Origin of the sequence: Celerinatantimonas marina (assembly GCF_046054165.1) — a bacterium.
In the GTDB taxonomy this organism is placed as follows: Bacteria; Pseudomonadota; Gammaproteobacteria; order Enterobacterales; family Celerinatantimonadaceae; genus Celerinatantimonas.
On sequence record NZ_JBFNXK010000004.1, the window covers coordinates 183,823 to 202,492 of the forward strand.

Below are 18,670 nucleotides of genomic sequence, written 5' to 3' on the forward strand. Positions count from 1 at the left end.
TTGAGGAGTCGACCATGCGACGCAAGCTCCCTTCAAATGCCTCTTTGCTTGCTTTTGACGCTGCGGCTCGGCATGGTAGTTTTTCCCGCGCAGCAGAGGAACTAGCTTTGACCGAGGGGGCGATTAGTCGGCAAATTGCCAGACTGGAGTCGTTCTTAGGGATCTCGCTGTTTGAAAGAGTTGGGAATCGAGTTCGACTGCGACCAAATGGTCAACGATATGCTGCGCAAGTTGCCGCTATTTTGGATCGTTTAGAAGGCGATAGTCATTTCATGATGGGCCAAGGGAATGATGGCGTGAGCCTGAATATCGCGACACTCCCTACATTTGCCGTTCGCTGGCTCATTCCCCGGTTGAATCAATTTAAAGCATTACATCCGCATATCTGCGTTCATCTCTCTGAAAAGCTCGAGCCTTTTGTGTTAAACCAAAGTGGCTTTGATGCGGCTTTTCATTATGAACATCCCGGTTGGTCGGGAATGCAGACCTACCCGCTGTTTCAGGAGGTTTTAATTCCTGTCTGTAGCCCGACATTGCTGCAATCTTATCCCTCACACGATCTCAATGAAATGGCACTGCTTCATCGACGACAAAATTCCAATGCCTGGCAGTTATATGCCCGCGAGATGGGGATGACTATCGATAATCCATCCCAGGGATCTTATTACGATCTTCATTCCATGACGATTGCAGCCGCATTATCGGATCTGGGGGTCGCTTTAGTCCCCAAAATTTATGTTGAGAGAGAACTTCAGCACGGTTTACTAGTAAGCCCGTGGGGAGAAAGCCGAGCAGTGGCTAAAACTTTTTGCGCGGTACTTCCCGAACCTTTAGAGAATTGCCAGAAGCCACTCCAGGACCTGATTCAGTGGATCATAAACGCATCAAAATCAGTCTAAAAATAATCGGATTCAATCCCGACAGTAAAGTTTCTGAGTGTAATATGTGGCTATTTAAGCTCAGTGTGTTTCATGCCATCGTGATTTAGGCCTCCTTGCAACAATCTGTATTTGTTGCCTCTGTTCGTTGCATGTAAAGCGATATCTCTTTATCTGGGGGACTTCCATTATTCCACATGAGCCAGCTTTCTGAAGCTACCCGGGGTTGCTTTACAGCGCTCTTTAAAAAAGCAAATAAATGAACTCGGGGTAGCGAATCCTAGATCAAGCGATATGTCCGTCACGGATTCATCCCCTTTGAGTAAGTCCACCGCTTTCGCAAAGCGAAATTGTTGTTTCCATTTTTGATAACTCATCCCAGTATCTCTTACAAAACATCGATAAATGGTTCTTTGAGACGCACCAGAAACTCTGACCAAACTATCCAATGAGGGGATTTCCAAATTTTTTTGGATATTCTCAGTTAGAGACTTCCGTAGCCTTCTATCTCTCGGCAAAATGGGATAATTAACATTCTTCTTTCTAAAATGGAACTCAGATAATAAAAGTTCAATCAGTAAATAACATTTCGATTCGTCTACTCTATCTCCGGTTATCATTGTTACAATTTCTTGAACAACTTCCTGAGAAAACTTCCTTAACTTCAAAGGCTCATTAAAAAAGCTGTATAACGACCTAGAACAAAAATTAATAACAATTATATTCGTGAATGCATTTAAAATAACTTTTTTAGATATATCATCAGTCATGATATACATCTGATTTCCATCTATAGAGATACAAGAACCATTGATATCTACTGAAATTCTCCCTTGAGTAACGATCACCAGTTTATAATCATAATCTGGTGATGACTGAAAATATATATTTTCTCGTTCTGAGTTTGTGCTATTAATTTCTATCGTCGTATTATCTAACCCAATATCATTGATTTTATTATTTTCGAATATATATTTTGAGTCCGATTCATTATTTAAATTATTAGAATAGTGCAAAGGCATTATATATTAACTCCTACAATTATTGTTAATATTTAATATGCATAATCCTTTTATATATGACTTCATCAAACGTATTATTTAATAAGTCACAACCATAGTTCCAATCGATAAGTTAAACCACAACTATTTTAATCTAAGCTGCTAGCTAGTTTTAGTGCTTAATTTTTTATGAGGTGCTGGGAATACTTTATTAACATAAACGCCACCATAAATCGCTATGATCAGTAGTAATATTGTCAATGTAGATGCTCCTGTTGCAAGATTGGTCATATCAGTAAGATATCCCGCAGCAACCGGCAGTACCCCAGCAGGAATATAACTCCACATATTCATTAATGCATTAGATTCAGCTCGATGATCAGCTGGAATATTCATAGCAATAGTAGTTAATCCCCCTAACTGACCCAAACCTTGCCCAGGTCCTGCTAATAAAGCAGCCAGAACTAATGGAACCATTGAAAGTTGATAGATTGAAATAGTTAGACAGAACATTGATAATGTTGAGCATAATGCCCCTAATAGCAAAATTCGTCTTGTGGGTAGTTTTTTTAGTACCAGCTGCACCACAATGGCAGAAATAAACATGACCCCAGCCACTAACCCCGACACAAGAGGGCTTTCAATATTGAGCAGTTTGGCTAATAACGATGGTCCTAAGGATAATATAAAACAAGTTGATGTTAACCCAGGTCCAAATATAGCAATACCGACCCCTACAAATTTTCTGTATTCAGGACTTAAACCAGGAAGACGAAAATATTTAACTTTTTGTCGCATGGCTTTATTCATGTTTTTATTTTGAATTCTTGGCAGCGGTAATTTAATGAGAACAATAACCAGTGATATAAATAAAATAAGTTGAATTTCATATACTTTAGTTATAGGGCTGCTACAGTAAGATGATATCGAACCCGCTAATGTAGGACCAATAGCCGCCCCAAAGACCATCGCTATAGATGCGATAAGAGAAGCTTGTTTTTTATAGTGGGCTCCTCCCATGTCAACTACTGCCGCCATCCCAGCTGCGGATATTGTTCCTACATAGACGCCTGTAAGCAATCTCGCTAAAATAAGTTCGTAGACATTTCGAGAATAAATAAACAATAGGCAGGATATAATGGCTGCAATTGCACCTGGAATTAATACAGCTTTCCTTCCATAACGATCTGAAAGCTGTCCAACGAATAGTAAAGTAAACAACAAGCCCAAGATATAAGCGGCAAATACATCCGTTAACATTCCCGAAGAAAAATTCATATTTTCCTGCCACCGAACATAAAGCGGTGTTGCCGAATTAGACAAAATAAAAGCGAGGACAACCCCCCATGACGTAAGCAGTACTTTCAATTTCGTCGATGCACTGACAACCGTAGTAGACTTCAATTGGTTCATATTCTCTCCTTACTTACGGTAACCTGAATACAGATTATTGTGTCATAGTCCTTTTTGTAAGAATATAACTAATATTTCACATAATATGAGAAAATATGCAGATGTATAATTGGGAAGATTTAAAGGTATTTTATGTCTATGTTGAAGCAAAATCTTTAGTCGAAGCGGCCCGAATACTTCATGTTGATCACGTTACCGTGTCCAGACGGATTTCCTCATTAGAAAAATCCTTACAAATTAAGTTATTGGATAGACGTTCTCCTCGCTCATACGATTTGACGCCTGAAGGCCAACGTGTGGCAGAATTTGTGCTAAAAATTAAAGACACATTTTATGATATTGAACGATTTGCAAAGGTTCAATGTAATGAAGTCAGTGGTGAAGTAAAAATAAATGTTCCCCCTATTGCTGCAATTAACTTAATTGCACCACATGTATTTAAACTACATGATAAATATCCTGATTTAGTTTTACATTTAATTAGTAATACACGCAATGTATCATTATTAAAAAGAGAAGCAGATATTATTGTGCGGCATAGTCGCCCTAGTCATGATGAACTCGTTATTAAAAAACTGGGCGTTGTGACATTTTCCTTTTATAGAGCTCAAACAGCGGCCACCACAAAAAATAAACAATTAGGCTATATTGCCTATGATGCATCAATGGAAAACAGTGTCCAACAACAATGGTTGAACCAACGCCGGGGAGACGCTCCAATCATTCTACGCAGTAATGATTTATTGATACAACTTGCGGCCGTCAAATCAGGCATGGGAATCGCCCTTCTACCAGACTATCTTGCGAATAAGAATCCCGATCTTATCGCCCTGCCTCAATCAGAAGGCCCTCTCGAACGGGAACTATGGATTTCCTGCCATAAAGATATTCGTTCCGTACCGACCATCATGACGGTTATGAATTTTATTTCGGATATTGTTTCAGAACAACTCTAGGGGATCATAGCCACCGTTCGGCGTGGCGCATGCCACGGGGCGCTCCTGATAACATCCGGTGAAGGCACCTTCCATCAATTCAATGATGGGGAGTGCTTCCTCTCGCTCCTCAATATCGTTTATGGCTGTTTGACAGCAACGGCCCCCCTTGCTTAAACGCGTATGGCCTGTGTGGATACCTCACTAACCCAGCAAAATTTTAGTCATGACTCACTCACAAACCACCGCGTATCGAGCAACTGTTCCAGATGCATTGAAGGCAAAATCTAAGGCTTTGAAGCCGCAGAAAAGGCAGCTTCAGACACGATGATGATGGTTACTCATCCAATCCTTAATAACTAATTTATCAAAATAATGGCCGACAATCGCTATTCGTTGGCCAACTCTTTATATAGTCAACTCATCTCAAGCAGTATGCTGATTAAGCACAAAGTATTAAGGATTTAGTTATGGAAAGTAACCAAGTTACGCAGCATTTATCTTATGAAATCCGTAAGTTATCGAATAAACAGCGACTCGTTCTCTCAAGCCGTCCGAGTTTAAATTCAATACGCGATGGCAAACTGCTATTTTTCGACAACACCAAACTAGGCTTTTGTCATTATAGAACCATCTATACAACGCTGAAGTATTATTTATATCAGCACAGTATTGTTAATCTAGATTACGTTAGAAAATCTGTCCGTGGAACAATGACAGAGCAAATGCGGGATCTGGCCCGTGAATTGTCTCAAAAAAATTACTGTGGAGCCATTCTAGCTCTGGCCGACATGGGAACATCGGTCATGACAACTATTTTAGCCATTGAGTTAGAAAAACTAGGCGTACCTTCAGTTCTCATCTCAGCCCCTCCCGGAGATAAACTTGCAGAACACGTTGCCTACTATCGCGCAGGAAATTTATGTATCTGCCACTTGGATATTTTTCAGGCGAGTACAGATCTGCAAATCAAAGAGCAAACATTAGCTCATGCGCAATATATTTTAGAGGCTTTATGCTCTCAACCTGAGTCATTAGCCAAACTCGCGACGTTATCCCCCCAAATGGATCGGGATCTCTTAGAAAATGCTAGCGATTCTATTCAATACACCACATTAGATGAGCTCCTCGATATTTATGACGAAAAATCAATTGGAGATGGCCTACCAGTCGTTCCCCCCACCCCAGCACGCTTTGAAAAAATGCAGGAATACTGCGCAGAGTCTTTAGATTCGGTCATCATTCCAGAGGCAGGACCATCCGGCAATAACATCACGATTCGAGATATTATCCTCAATAGTATTTTAGCGGGTTGTAAACCGGAATACCTTCCCATTGTCATTCAAGTATTTAAGGCCATGACGGCCCCTACTTTTAATTTTCAACAATCAATTACCACTTCCTACAATGGCGGTAATTTAGTGTTGATCAGTGGGCCGATTGCAAAAGAACTTCATATAAGTTCTGGTCAAGGTTGTTTAGGAACAGGTTTTCGGGCCAATGCGACGATTGGACGGGCCGTTAACTTAACCATTTTGAATATCTGTAGAGCGTATCCCGGCAAGGCTGATTTAGGCTGCCTCGGTTCTCCCGCTGAATTTACTTATTGCTTTGCAGAAAGCTTAGAAAATAGCCTCTGGCCCACACTGAATGAAGAGCGATATAACGCAGAAACGACCACCGTCTATTTAATGAAAGCCGAGCCCCCTACTGATGTAGTTGATTTTTTAAGCCAAAATTCACAGAGCCTGCTCGAAGTTATTATTTCAAGCGCTACCCATCTCGGGAGAATGAATGCCTATATTCCCGGACGTATTTTAATCGTTTTAACGCCAGATCATGCACAGATGCTTAAACGTGATGGCTGGAGTAAAAACGATTTACGTCACTTTTTACACAATCAAATATCGAACCCGCGCAATACCGTGGCCGGGAAAGGCCTCGTTCCGGTGCGCCCTGAGGGGTTTAACGATATGGAAAATATTCCAGCAACTCGTAGCCCATCAGATATAGACCTCGTGGTTGCCGGTGGACGAGGTGGACACTCCGCCATTATCGCCAGCTGGGGGCTTTATAGTGATGCCGTAATATCCCCTTTATTGTTACCTAATGGCATTACGGCAAAAAGTATTCATGACTTTAAATGTTAATGGAGTAATCAATATGAGTAAAATTGTTGATGTTTTAGCAAGAGAAGTATTCGACTCACGTGCTGATATTACGCTAGAAGTCGAGATTCATTTAGAAAGCGGTGTAACCGCTAAAGCCATCATTCCATCCGGAACTTCTATGGGTAAATATGAGGCCGTTGAAGTACGAGATAACGACATGGCAAGATTTGCAGGTAAAGGCGTGTTAAATGCTATTCATAATATTCGTGAAGTTATCCGTCCCCAATTATTAGGCATGTCTGTATTTGAGCAACTAAAAATCGATCACATGTTAATTGCACTTGATGGAACTTCAAATAAACGTCGTTTAGGTGCCAATGCTATATTAGGGATTTCACTCGCCGTTGCTAAAGCGGCGGCCGAAGAACGTCACGAAGAGCTATGTGATTACCTTAATGAGGATCAACAACCCTTGTCCATTCCGACCCCTATTTTCTCAATGCTCTCTGGAGGTCGACATGGAATAGGAAATTGTGATTTTCAGGACTTTCAAATTATTATACTCAAAACGCAGAATTTGATGGATTCGATGCGGATCGGTAAAGAAATTTATCAAGCTCTCAAATCGATCCTCATGAATAACTCAGTCGCCATTGGTGTTTCCGGTACGGGTGGCTTAATGCCAACACTGACCCGCAATGAACAAGGACTCACACTACTGATTCAGGCCATTAAAGCCGCTGGCTATGCCCCTGGGATCGATGTTGGGTTAAGTATGGATTTAGCTGCTGAAATGTTTTATGAAAAAGGCCGATATAATTTATTCGCGGATAAACTATCTTTAACAACCGATGAATTCATTAATTATTTAGTTGCATTATGTGATAAATATCCAATCGTCTTAATGGAAGATCCATTAGGAGAAGATGATCATGCGGGCTGGCAAAAACTGACACAACGTATCGGAAACAAGATTGAACTGGTAGGTGATGACTTATTTACAACGAATATAGAACGATTTAATCAAGGTTTTTCTCAACATATCGCAAACTCAATTCTGGTTAAGCCCAATCAGATTGGTACATTATCTGAAACGACCCAGATTATTAAACATGCGATGAAATCCGGTTACGGTGTTGTAGTCTCACGGCGCTCAGGAGAAACTGAAGATACCTTTATTGCAGATTTAGCAGTGGCATTTCACTGTCCCAAAGTTAAATTTGGATCATTTGCCAGAACTGAATCCTTAGCTAAATATAATCGCTTAATTCGTTTGAAAGAGATCATTGATAATCGGAAAATTAAAAATAGACAAGAAATATCTTTTTCATAATGCATTCGGATTTTACCGCTACATTAAAAATATTGTTATAATTTAAATGCCAGCCCACGAAGTAAAATAATTTCGACTCGTTCATCACAATGCATCAATAAACAAGTCAAATAAAAGTAGAAAGATAGCAGACAATAAAGCTCATATGCTTTTTATTGGCATGTGAGCTTTACTCCTATTCGCTTTAGACTCATTTAAATACATATTTAAAGAGTTTCGAAAATACTCTGATATATTTTTTGACTCAATGATACATTTATTTCGATGCGACAGCACTTAATGCTAAAGAACTCCCCAGAGAGACAAAAACACCGCCGACAATACGATTGAATCGTCTAATATTACGGGAATTTTTTAACCATGATCCCAAACGATTACCTAACGAAGTGTAAGTAAACATTGATGTGCAATCAATAACAAACCAAGTTCCAGCTAAGATAAAGTATTGTTCGAGATGAGGAGCACTCGTATCAATAAAGCCAGGGAATAATGCCGTAAAAAATAAGATATCTTTGGGGTTACTAATCCCAACCATAAAGCCTTTTTTAAATAATTTATAAACGCTCATATTTTCTGAAATCGAAATAGTTGGCTCACTGATATGTTCCAAAGATCCCCGATCTTTCCAAGACTGCCAACCTAAATAAATTAAATACATGGCGCCTAAAATTTTCAGCAAGAAGAATAATTTTTCAGAAGTGACTAACAGAGCACCTAAACCTGCAGCAGAAATAGTCATGAGGACTAAGGCCGCAATCGCGCCGCCTAGCACAGTTGCGACCGAGCGTTTTTTGCCAAATTTCAGGCCATCGGAGATACAAAGCAGCGCTGAAGGTCCTGGAGTAATAATTAATAACGTAATCACACTGACATAAATAAGCCAGACACTAATTGCCATATACAGCCCACCGATCTAACGACTAAAAATAAAACAAAAGAGGATCACAATAGCACGTGATCAACGCATCGTGCTATAGGTCATTTTTAGCCCAATATAACAATATTCCAGAGGATTTAAAAACCCCACCCAGCCTCCCCTTAAAAAGGGGAGGAGAACTTGATGGCTGATCTTATCGCTCGGATGTCACACCGTGGAATCCGCAAACGCACCGAGGCTGGGGACACCATTCTCCCTTTTCGCTCAAGGGGGAGGAGAATTTGATGGCTGACCTTATCGCTCGGATGTCACACCGTGAAATCTGCAAGCTTACCGATGCAGGAAGCACCATTCTCCCCCTTCGCTCAAGGGGGAGGAGAACTTGATGGCTGATCTTATCGCTCGGATGTCACACCGTGGAATCCGCAAACGCACCGAGGCTGGGGACACCATTCTCCCTTTTCGCTCAAGGGGGAGGAGAATTTGATGGCTGACCTTATCGCTCGGATGTCACACCGTGAAATCTGCAAGCTTACCGATGCAGGGAACACTATTCTCCCCTTCTCTCAAGGGGGAGGAGAATTTGATGGCTGCTCTTATCGCCCGGATGTCACACCGTGAAATCTGCAAGCTTACCGATGCAGGAAGCACCATTCTCCCCCTTCGCTCAAGGGGAAGGAGAACTCGATGGCTGATCTTATCGCCCGGATGTCACACCGTGAAATCCACAAACGCACCGATGCTGGGAGCACCATTCTCCCCTTTATCTCAAGGGGGAGGAGAATTTGATGGCTGATCTTATCGCTCGGATGTCACTCCGTGAAATCTGCAAGCTTACCGATGCAGGAAGTATCATTCTCCCCCTTCTCTCAAGGGGGAGGAGAACTCGATGGCTGATCTTATCCCCCGGATGTCACACCGTGAAATCTGCAAGCTTACCGATGCAGGAAGCACTATTCTCCCCCTTCTTTCAAGGGGAAGTTAGAGGGGGTTTTCCCTTGAAAAGGGACCCTATCGCAACAAAAAACCCAGCATAGCTGGCTGGGTTTCGTCTTTTTTAAACTAAACAAAAATAGGTCTTAGGTAACCGTCAGAACGGGATATCGTCGTCAAAATCCATCGGTGGTTCGTTGTAAGTCGGCTGCTGTGGTTGCTGAGCCGGGGCTTGCTGTGAGCGACTCTGTTGACCCTGCCCCTGATTCTGGTTATTAAACCCACCTTGCTGTGATGGCGCCGATTGGGATTGATTATTAAATCCACCCTGATTCTGATTTGGATTAAAACCACCCTGAGGCGCAGCATTTTGCTGATTAAAACCGCCTTGATTTTGATTATTCCAATTGCCTTGCTGCTGCGGTGCATTGGTGTTCATACCTTGCCCACCACGCGCTCCCAGCATTTGCATCACGCCGGTGTAGCCTTGCACCACAATCTCGGTGGTATAACGATCCTGACCACTTTGATCTTGCCATTTACGAGTTTGCAACTGACCCTCAATATAAACCTGAGAACCTTTACGCAGATATTCACCAGCCACTTCCGCCAACTTACCGTATAGCGTGACTCGGTGCCACTCAGTTCGTTCACGTTGTTCACCGGTCGCTTTGTCACGCCATGAATCGGATGTCGCCACAGTGATGTTGGCAACGGCGCCACCGTTCGGCATGTAGCGGACTTCTGGGTCCTGACCTAAATTGCCAACCAGGATAACTTTGTTAATTCCTCGACTACTCATACATGCCTCTTAAAATCAGATTATCACGATATTCCCGGCCTGTTACCGGGTGCTCTTCCCCAGAGCGGCAACGATTTGATCCGGGGTCGTTGCCAAAATCATAAACAATGAATTATAAGGGAGGTTGCCGGTGCGATCCACTCTCCACAACGTAAAACCCGTCACATCACCGGCTTTAATCGACACACAATCGATGAAAATCCAGCGCCGTCAGGTACTTTTAAAGTGCGAAAAATATTTAGCGCTTGGGGTCAAACTTAAAGCGAACCCCCTTGAACCAGCTGCTGAGCATTATCCAGCGAAAACTGTTTATCGTTCACTTTTAAATAAGCCGTTTTCTCTTCAGGAAAAATCACCGCTTCTAGCACCCCGTCCAAGCTCCCTAACTGGCGAACTAACCGATCACTATCACAATCACGCCGATAACGAATCGTATAGTTTTTAAGGCCACTTTGAACTTTCAACCCCAATGCGGCCAGACTCCATAACACAATCATCACGATTGAAAATACCACCACGGCGCTCGTGCCCAGATGACCCAAGATCAATCCAGATACACTGCCTCCGATAAAGGCTCCGATAAACTGGCAGGTCGAATAAACCCCCATTGAGCCCCCTTTTTGTCCTGCGGGTGCCAATGATGAGAGCATTGCCGGAAGGGCCGCTTCCATATAGTTAAAGGCCGTAAAAAACAGCACCGCCGAACCGATAAGCGCCACTAAGCTATCTGAAACCAACAGCAACAAACTAGCCATCAAAAACAGTCCGATCGCCAGCATAAAGTAGCCCCGCTGCTGATTTTTCTTCGAGGCTAAAATCAGCATTGGCACCATCAAGACAAAGGAACCTATCATCACTGGCAGATATAAAAACCAATGATGCCCAGCTGAAAGCCCGGCACGAACCAATCGACTGGGGAACTGTACAAACTCAGCGGTCAGTAGCAAATGCAGTGAAAAAATACTGAAATCGAGCCGCAACAGTTGTGGATTTTTAATCGCCCGGACAAATTGCCCGAATGAGGCCGACACATCCCCTCGCGGCGCATGGGTCGATACTTTCGGGACGGTGAGCAGTACGGCTAAGATCCCTAAAAGAGCGAACCCCGCCGCCAGCCAAAACATCCCGCTTAACCCCAGCCACTGCACTAGTGCCGGCCCAAAAATCAAAGATGCCGCAAATGCCACGCCAATACTCATACCAATTGTTGCCATGACTTTGGAGCGATGTTCTTCTCGGCTTAAATCGGCGGCTAAGGCGAGGATCGCGCTAGCTATCGCGCCCATGCCTTGAATCGCTCGACCGACAATGATACCGGTCATCGAATCACTTAACGCCGCCACCACACTCCCAATGGCAAACACCACGAGTCCCCCGACAATCACCGGCTTACGACCAATGCGATCCGAGAGCCATCCCATCGGAATTTGTAATATCGCCTGCGTCAGTCCATAGGCTCCAATAGCCACCCCGACGGTTAAAGGAGAAAAGCCATCAAGATGGCGGGCCGCAATCGCTAGCACCGGCATTATCATAAATAGACCGGCCATCCTTAGCGCAAATACCAGTGCCAGCGACATGGCTCCTCGCTTTTCAGTGGCGGAAATTGCTCCGTCAGCCATATCGTCTCTTCCTATTCTTATCGTAACGTTAAAAAATGGCATCATAGCACGAAGCTTAAAACCCCAACAGGATACATCTTTAAAGATGCCTCATCGGCGCGTTTGTGCGATACTGATACATCCTCTTTATAGCTACTGCATCAAGGTGATATGGATAACATTGAGATCCGCGGTGCTCGCACCCACAACTTAAAAAACTTAAATCTCACCCTGCCCCGCGATAAACTGATTGTCATCACCGGACTATCTGGATCAGGGAAGTCATCACTGGCGTTTGATACGCTCTATGCCGAAGGGCAACGCCGTTATGTGGAATCACTTTCGGCTTATGCCCGACAATTTTTGTCACTGATGGAAAAGCCCGATGTCGATCACATCGAAGGGCTCTCTCCGGCGATTTCGATTGAACAAAAATCCACCTCGCATAACCCACGTTCCACCGTGGGCACGATCACCGAAATCTATGATTATCTACGGTTGTTATATGCCCGAGTCGGTGAACCGCGCTGTCCGAACCATGACCGCCCCCTAACCGCACAAACCATCACCCAAATGGTGGATCAAGTGTTAGCAATGGCAGAAGGAAGTCGCTTGATGCTGTTGGCCCCCGTGGTCAAAGAGCGAAAAGGGGAACATGTTAAAACGCTAGAAAACCTCAATGCTCAAGGTTTTATCCGGGCCCGAATCGATGGTGAAGTCTGTGACTTATCCGATCCACCCACATTGGAACTACGCAAAAAGCACACCATTGAAGTAGTCGTTGACCGCTTTAAAGTCCGCAGTGACTTGCAACAGCGACTGGCGGAATCTTTCGAAACCGCCTTAGAGCTTTCCGGAGGCACCGCCATCATTGCCGCGATGGATGGCAACATGGATGAGATTATTTTTTCGGCTAATTTTGCCTGTCCGGAATGCGGCTATAGCATGCATGAGCTGGAACCTCGCTTGTTCTCATTCAACAATCCGGCCGGGGCCTGCCCGCATTGTGATGGTCTAGGTGTTGAACAATATTTTGATCCGGAGAAAGTCATCATCAACGATGAAATTAGCCTCTCCGGCGGTGCCATTCGCGGCTGGGATAAACGTAATTTTTACTATTATCAGATGCTGCGCTCACTGGCCGAACACTATGATTTTCCACTCGATGTTCCTTATTGTGAGCTACCGGAAAAAATTCAAAAAGTACTGCTGTACGGCTCCGGAAAAACAGCGATTGCCTTTAAATATGTGAATGACCGCGGCGATATCACGCTGCGGGAACATCCATTTGAAGGGGTGATCCCCAACATGCAACGCCGCTATAAAGAGACCGAGTCCAACGCGGTGCGTGAAGAGCTCTCCAAATATATCAGCAGTCAACCTTGCCCCCATTGTCACGGCAGTCGTCTGCGTGAAGAAGCTCGTCATGTGTTCGTTCAGCAAACCACGCTTCCCGAAATTACCCAGATGTCGATCCATGAAACGATGGAGTTTTTTGCCACATTGCAACTCACCGGGCAAAAAGCACAGATCGCCAGCAAAGTCCTCAAAGAGATCAATGAACGGCTAAGCTTTTTGGTTAACGTCGGACTGGATTATCTATCACTGGCTCGCAGCGCCGAAACACTCTCTGGTGGAGAAGCGCAGCGGATCCGGCTCGCCAGCCAGATTGGAGCGGGTCTGGTCGGGGTGATGTATGTGCTCGACGAGCCTTCGATTGGCCTGCACCAACGGGATAATGAACGGCTACTCTCAACCCTAACCCATCTGCGCGATCTCGGTAATACCGTGATTGTGGTCGAGCATGATGAAGATGCGATCCGGGCAGCCGATTTCATCGTCGATATCGGCCCGGGAGCCGGTGTGCATGGCGGGAATATTATCGCTCAAGGTAACGTTGATGAGATCATTGCTACTCCGGCGTCACTCACTGGCCAGTTCTTAAGTGGCCAGCGTAAAATTGAAATTCCGGCCAAACGGCATGCGCCTAAGCAAGGTTGGGTGACACTGCAAGGCGCTTGTGGCAATAACCTCAAAGCCGTGACAGCTAAATTCCCGGTCGGACTTTTAACCGTCGTCACCGGGGTATCCGGTTCCGGTAAATCCACACTGGTGAACGATACGCTATTTAAAATTGCACATCGCGATCTAAATAAAGCGGACGGTAATGATATTGCCCCCTATCAGTCGATTGAAGGGCTTGATCTATTAGATAAAGTCGTCGATATCAACCAGAGCCCGATTGGCCGCACTCCGCGCTCGAATCCCGCGACCTATACCGGGATTTTTACCCCGATGCGCGAGCTGTTTGCCGGCACGCCGGAATCTCGAGCTCGGGGATACAAACCGGGACGGTTTAGTTTCAACGTCAAAGGCGGTCGCTGTGAAGCCTGCCAAGGCGATGGTGTCATCAAAGTCGAAATGCACTTCTTGCCGGATATCTATGTGCCTTGTGACAGCTGCCACGGTAAACGCTATAACCGTGAAACACTGGAAGTTAAATACAAAGGCAAAAATATCCATGAGTGTCTGGATATGACGGTTGAAGAAGCCCGTGAGTTCTTTGATGCAGTTCCAGCAATGGCGCGTAAACTACAAACGTTGATGGACGTCGGCCTCTCCTACATTCGTTTAGGTCAGGCGGCGACCACCTTAAGTGGGGGTGAAGCACAGCGAGTGAAACTCTCCCGGGAGCTCTCCAAACGGGGAACCGGTTCAACGCTGTATATTCTCGATGAACCGACCACCGGGCTGCATTTTGCCGATATTCAAATGCTGCTGAAAGTCATTCACCGCTTGCGCGATCAAGGTAATACCGTGGTGATTATCGAGCATAATCTGGATGTGATCAAAACTGCCGACTGGATTATCGACCTAGGCCCTGAAGGGGGCAAAGGCGGTGGAGAAATTCTGGTCGCGGGTTCCCCTGAAGACGTTGCGAAACATCCCAGCTCACATACGGCTCGTTTTCTACGACCGATTTTAGAGCGGGGGTATTAACTCTTAGACAAACCGCCTGCAATATCAGGCGGTTTTATTTTGATAAGCATTTAACTGTGACTGACTTAAATAAGCATTCAAGGCCAGTTGCTGACTCTCACTCATCACCAAGCCTAATTTGGTTCGCCGCCATAAAATATCCTCGCTCTGATAGGCCCATTCATTCGTCACTAAATAATCAATTTCGGCCTGTGACAAATCATCTCCGAACCATTGTCCGAGGTCACTACGTTGTTTCGCCTGCCGAAGCCATAACCGTGCTCGGCTACCATAAGCATGCGCGATACGCGAGGCTTGCGCTGATGTTAAAAACGGATAGTCCTGATGCAGCAACGGACTCAAGGTATCTGGATCACAATCGCCACCGGGTAACACGTCCGTTCGACTACGACTGGCCGGACAAGACTCAAAATAAGGGGCTAACCGATCCACCGCCGTTTCAGCTAATTTTCGGTACGTCGTCAGTTTGCCACCAAAAACAGATAGCAGCGGCAATTTCGGATCCTCATCCAGCTCGATCGTATAATCACGGGTAATAGCCTGTGGGACACCCGACTCATCGGCACACAGCGGTCGGACTCCGGAGTAACTCCAGAGCACATCATCCAGACGCAAATTATGTTTAAAATGTGCATTCACAACCCCGATAAGGTAGTTCACTTCCTGATCGGAAACATGCACATGACGAGGATCACCCTGAAATTCTACATCGGTCGTTCCAACTAAACTGTATTTTTGCTGATACGGGATCACAAACACGATCCGTTGATCATCATTTTGCAAAATATAAGCATAAGGCTCACGATGGATCCGGGGGACAACAATATGACTGCCTTGGATCAAGCGAATCGCTCGGGGGGAACGCTGCTTTAATTGTTCATCAAAGACCTGATTAACCCACGGACCCGCCGCATTCACCAGCGCCTTTGCTCGCAGCTCAAATCCTAGCTCACGACGTTCATCAAACGCCTCAACTTGCCAATACGTTCCCTGTCGGAACGCGCTCTGACAACGGCAATAGTTCCAGACCGAACCACCTCGTTCAGCGACCGATTGCACATTTGCCAGTACTAAACGAGCATCATCGACCCAACCATCGGCATATTCAAAACCACGGCGGATCTCATGGAGCAGCGGTCCGTCGTGACGATCAAATCGGATCGCACGTGATCGACTCAACTGCTGACGTTTGGCCAGATGATCATATAAAAACAATCCAATTCGGATCATCCATGCTGGACGTAATTGAGGCCGATGAGGCAGTCGAAATCGCATCGGAGTAATCAAATGGGGAGCTTTGGCCATGAGAATTTCACGCTCGGCCAATGCTTCGCGCACCAGTCGGAATTCATACTGCTCTAAATACCGCAAACCTCCGTGGATCAATTTGGAGCTGGCCGATGACGTAGCACCACCAAAGTCTTTAGCTTCTAAGAGAGCCACCCGCAGCCCACGTAGTGCCGCATCGGACGCAATACCCGCTCCATTAATGCCTCCACCGATAACAATGAGGTCGTATTCGTGATCGTGCATTGCATCTCTCCCCTGACGTTTGAGATCACTATTCTTTAGTCTAGAACCTATTCCAAAGAATCTAAATCTTCAGCGCTTCCCTGTTTCTAATCAAATTACAGCGGAAATATGACACTATCATGCATACGACCGATGAAGTGCTGGCGATCACAGCTATCTCTCATTCAGCGATGATATAAATCTGCTAATATTATTCATCGATTCAGATAGTTAGGCTATTAACGTTTCATTTTCTCAGGAAGGTTTAATCATTCATGAGTCATCCCAATGCTGCTAAAGAATATATTGTGGCTCTCGATCAAGGCACAACCTCATCTCGGGCTATCATTTTTAACCGACAAGCCCAAATCGTCGGTGTCGCTCAACGAGAATTAACCCAGCATTACCCCCAGACGGGCTGGGTCGAACAAGATCCAATGGAGATCTGGTCTAGCCAGAGTTCGGTACTGGTCGAGGTACTGGCTAAAACCGGGATCGATCCGGATCAAATTGCTTCCATCGGGATCACCAACCAACGGGAAACCACCATCGTCTGGGACAGTCACACCGGACGCCCGATCTATAATGCCATTGTCTGGCAATGCCGACGCACCGCTCCTATCTGTGAGGAACTAAAGGCTCAGGGGCTAAGCGATTATATTCAAGAAAACACCGGTCTGGTGATCGATGCCTATTTCTCAGCCACTAAAATCAAATGGATCCTAGATCATGTCGACGGCGCCCGAGAAAAAGCGGAACAAGGCCAACTGCTGTTTGGAACGGTCGATAGTTGGCTGATCTGGAATTTTACTCAGGGTCACGCTCATGTAACCGACTATACCAACGCATCGCGGACCATGCTGTTTAATCTCAAGGCACTGGACTGGGATGATAAGCTACTGGAAGCGCTATCGATCCCCCGACGCATGCTGCCTCAAGTCTGTAGCTCCAGTAAAGTCTATGGACAAACCCGAATGGCCGGACGCAGCAATGCACGGATTCCTCTGGCCGGGATTGCCGGTGATCAACAAGCCGCTTTATTTGGTCAGTTTTGTTTTGAAAAAGGAATGGCAAAAAATACCTACGGCACCGGCTGCTTTTTACTGATGAATACCGGCCAACATCTTTATCATTCAGCACATGGGCTGATCTCGACACTCGCGATTAATGCCGAAGGGCAACCTTGTTATGCCCTGGAAGGTTCGGTGTTTATGGGCGGCGCGACGATTCAGTGGCTACGCGACGAACTGGGGATCGTTCATGATGCCAGTGATACGGATTATTTTGCCAGCAAGATCCCTGATAGCGGCGGCGTCTATCTGGTTCCGGCATTTGTCGGCATGGGGGCACCTTACTGGGATCCGGATGCCCGGGGCATGATAGTCGGCCTGACCCGAGGAACTAATCGCAATCACATTATCCGAGCGACACTAGAAGCCATAGCCTATCAAAGTCGGGATGTGCTCGAAGCAATTCAGCAAGATTCCGGGTTACAGATCTCAAGTCTTAAAGTCGATGGAGGCGCGGCGGCCAATGATTTTCTGATGCAATTTCAATCTGACATTATGGGAGTGCGTGTTGACCGGCCTCAGCTCATTGAAACAACCGCCTTAGGTGCAGCGATGCTGGCCGGACTTTCTGTCGATTTTTGGGAGTCCACCGCGCAGATCCAAGCGTTATGTACCGTTGATAAAAAATTCACACCGGAGATGAGTCGGAAACAGCGCCAGCAACTCTATGGTGGCTGGGCCAATGCCGTAAAACGGGCATTGTCCAAAGGTTAACCTCAAACCAAACCCCCTCTAACTCCCCCTTGAAGATAAGGGGGAGAATGGTTGCCCGACATCCAAAAAATGCTCCTCCCCTTACCAAGGGGAGGCTGGGTGGGGTTTTCATACACCTACATCTTAAATCCCCTCTAACTCCCGAACGGTTGCCCGGCATCGGTGAGCCCCGGATTTCACGACGTTACATCCGGGCTACAAGATATCGATGAAATGCTCCACCTCTTGCAGATAAGGGGAGAACGGTTGACTCCCCGGCATCCAGAAAATGCGCCGCCCCTTGCTAAGGGGAGGCTGGGTGAGGTTTTCATACACCTACATATTAAACCCCCTCGAACTCCCGAACGGTTGCCCGGCATCGGTGAGCCCCGGATTTCACGATGTTACATCCGGGCTACAAGGTATCGATGAAATGCTCAACCTTTTGAAGATAAGGGAGAACGGTTGACTCCCCGGCATCCAGAAAATGCTCCTCCCCTTTTTAAGGGGA

The 18,670-nt window shown here is 45.5% G+C and carries 13 protein-coding genes; 7 read left to right on the forward strand and 6 right to left on the reverse strand.

Going from position 1 to position 18,670, the window contains the following annotated elements:
• Positions 1 to 14: 14 nt before the first annotated feature.
• Positions 15 to 899, forward strand: coding sequence for a LysR substrate-binding domain-containing protein (locus ABUE20_RS06130; protein WP_408618977.1), 885 nt, complete (start codon positions 15 to 17; stop codon positions 897 to 899).
• 167 nt (positions 900 to 1,066) lie between these two features.
• Here ABUE20_RS06130 and ABUE20_RS06135 read toward each other — a convergent pair whose 3' ends face one another.
• Positions 1,067 to 1,900 carry a helix-turn-helix domain-containing protein gene (locus ABUE20_RS06135; protein WP_408618978.1) on the reverse strand — a complete coding sequence of 278 codons (834 nt, stop codon included), beginning with the start codon at positions 1,898 to 1,900 and terminating at the stop codon, positions 1,067 to 1,069.
• A 141-nt stretch (positions 1,901 to 2,041) separates the two neighbouring features.
• Positions 2,042 to 3,292, reverse strand: a complete 1,251-nt coding sequence (locus ABUE20_RS06140; protein WP_408618979.1) for an MFS transporter — start codon at positions 3,290 to 3,292, stop codon at positions 2,042 to 2,044.
• Positions 3,293 to 3,387: 95 nt separating this feature from the next.
• Here ABUE20_RS06140 and ABUE20_RS06145 point away from each other — a divergent pair, with 95 nt between their 5' ends.
• The 3 genes from ABUE20_RS06145 (at position 3,388) to eno (ending at position 7,671) form a co-directional block, all read left to right on the forward strand.
• Entirely contained in the window at positions 3,388 to 4,248 is an 861-nt protein-coding gene (locus ABUE20_RS06145; protein ID WP_408618980.1) for a LysR family transcriptional regulator, read from the forward strand.
• A 449-nt stretch (positions 4,249 to 4,697) separates the two neighbouring features.
• The gene (locus ABUE20_RS06150) at positions 4,698 to 6,377 is read left to right on the forward strand and encodes a hypothetical protein (protein ID WP_408618981.1); all 1,680 of its coding nucleotides are present in this window, start codon (positions 4,698 to 4,700) and stop codon (positions 6,375 to 6,377) included.
• Positions 6,378 to 6,390: 13 nt separating this feature from the next.
• Complete coding sequence (eno, locus tag ABUE20_RS06155; RefSeq protein ID WP_408618982.1) at positions 6,391 to 7,671, forward strand: phosphopyruvate hydratase; 1,281 nt, start codon at positions 6,391 to 6,393, stop codon at positions 7,669 to 7,671.
• A gap of 256 nt (positions 7,672 to 7,927) precedes the next feature.
• Here eno and ABUE20_RS06160 read toward each other — a convergent pair whose 3' ends face one another.
• Positions 7,928 to 8,569: a LysE family translocator gene (locus ABUE20_RS06160; protein ID WP_408618983.1), complete on the reverse strand. Its 642-nt coding sequence runs from the start codon at positions 8,567 to 8,569 to the stop codon at positions 7,928 to 7,930.
• Between the two features lie 465 nt (positions 8,570 to 9,034).
• Here ABUE20_RS06160 and ABUE20_RS06165 point away from each other — a divergent pair, with 465 nt between their 5' ends.
• Positions 9,035 to 9,169 (forward strand): hypothetical protein, encoded by a 135-nt coding sequence (locus ABUE20_RS06165; protein WP_408618984.1) that lies wholly within the window; start codon positions 9,035 to 9,037, stop codon positions 9,167 to 9,169.
• Between the two features lie 469 nt (positions 9,170 to 9,638).
• On the opposite strand, the gene ABUE20_RS06170 is transcribed toward ABUE20_RS06165, so the two are convergent.
• Positions 9,639 to 10,283 (reverse strand): single-stranded DNA-binding protein, encoded by a 645-nt coding sequence (locus ABUE20_RS06170; protein WP_408618985.1) that lies wholly within the window; start codon positions 10,281 to 10,283, stop codon positions 9,639 to 9,641.
• A gap of 257 nt (positions 10,284 to 10,540) precedes the next feature.
• Entirely contained in the window at positions 10,541 to 11,905 is a 1,365-nt protein-coding gene (locus ABUE20_RS06175; RefSeq protein ID WP_408618986.1) for an MFS transporter, read from the reverse strand.
• 150 nt (positions 11,906 to 12,055) lie between these two features.
• On the opposite strand from ABUE20_RS06175, the gene uvrA reads away from it, so the two are divergent.
• Positions 12,056 to 14,884 (forward strand): excinuclease ABC subunit UvrA, encoded by a 2,829-nt coding sequence (uvrA, locus tag ABUE20_RS06180; RefSeq protein ID WP_408618987.1) that lies wholly within the window; start codon positions 12,056 to 12,058, stop codon positions 14,882 to 14,884.
• Between the two features lie 24 nt (positions 14,885 to 14,908).
• On the opposite strand, the gene glpD is transcribed toward uvrA, so the two are convergent.
• A complete protein-coding gene (gene glpD / locus ABUE20_RS06185; RefSeq protein ID WP_408618988.1) occupies positions 14,909 to 16,417 on the reverse strand; it encodes a glycerol-3-phosphate dehydrogenase in 1,509 nt (502 codons plus the stop codon).
• A 254-nt stretch (positions 16,418 to 16,671) separates the two neighbouring features.
• On the opposite strand from glpD, the gene glpK reads away from it, so the two are divergent.
• Positions 16,672 to 18,180: a glycerol kinase GlpK gene (glpK, locus tag ABUE20_RS06190; RefSeq protein WP_408618990.1), complete on the forward strand. Its 1,509-nt coding sequence runs from the start codon at positions 16,672 to 16,674 to the stop codon at positions 18,178 to 18,180.
• Positions 18,181 to 18,670: the final 490 nt, after the last annotated feature.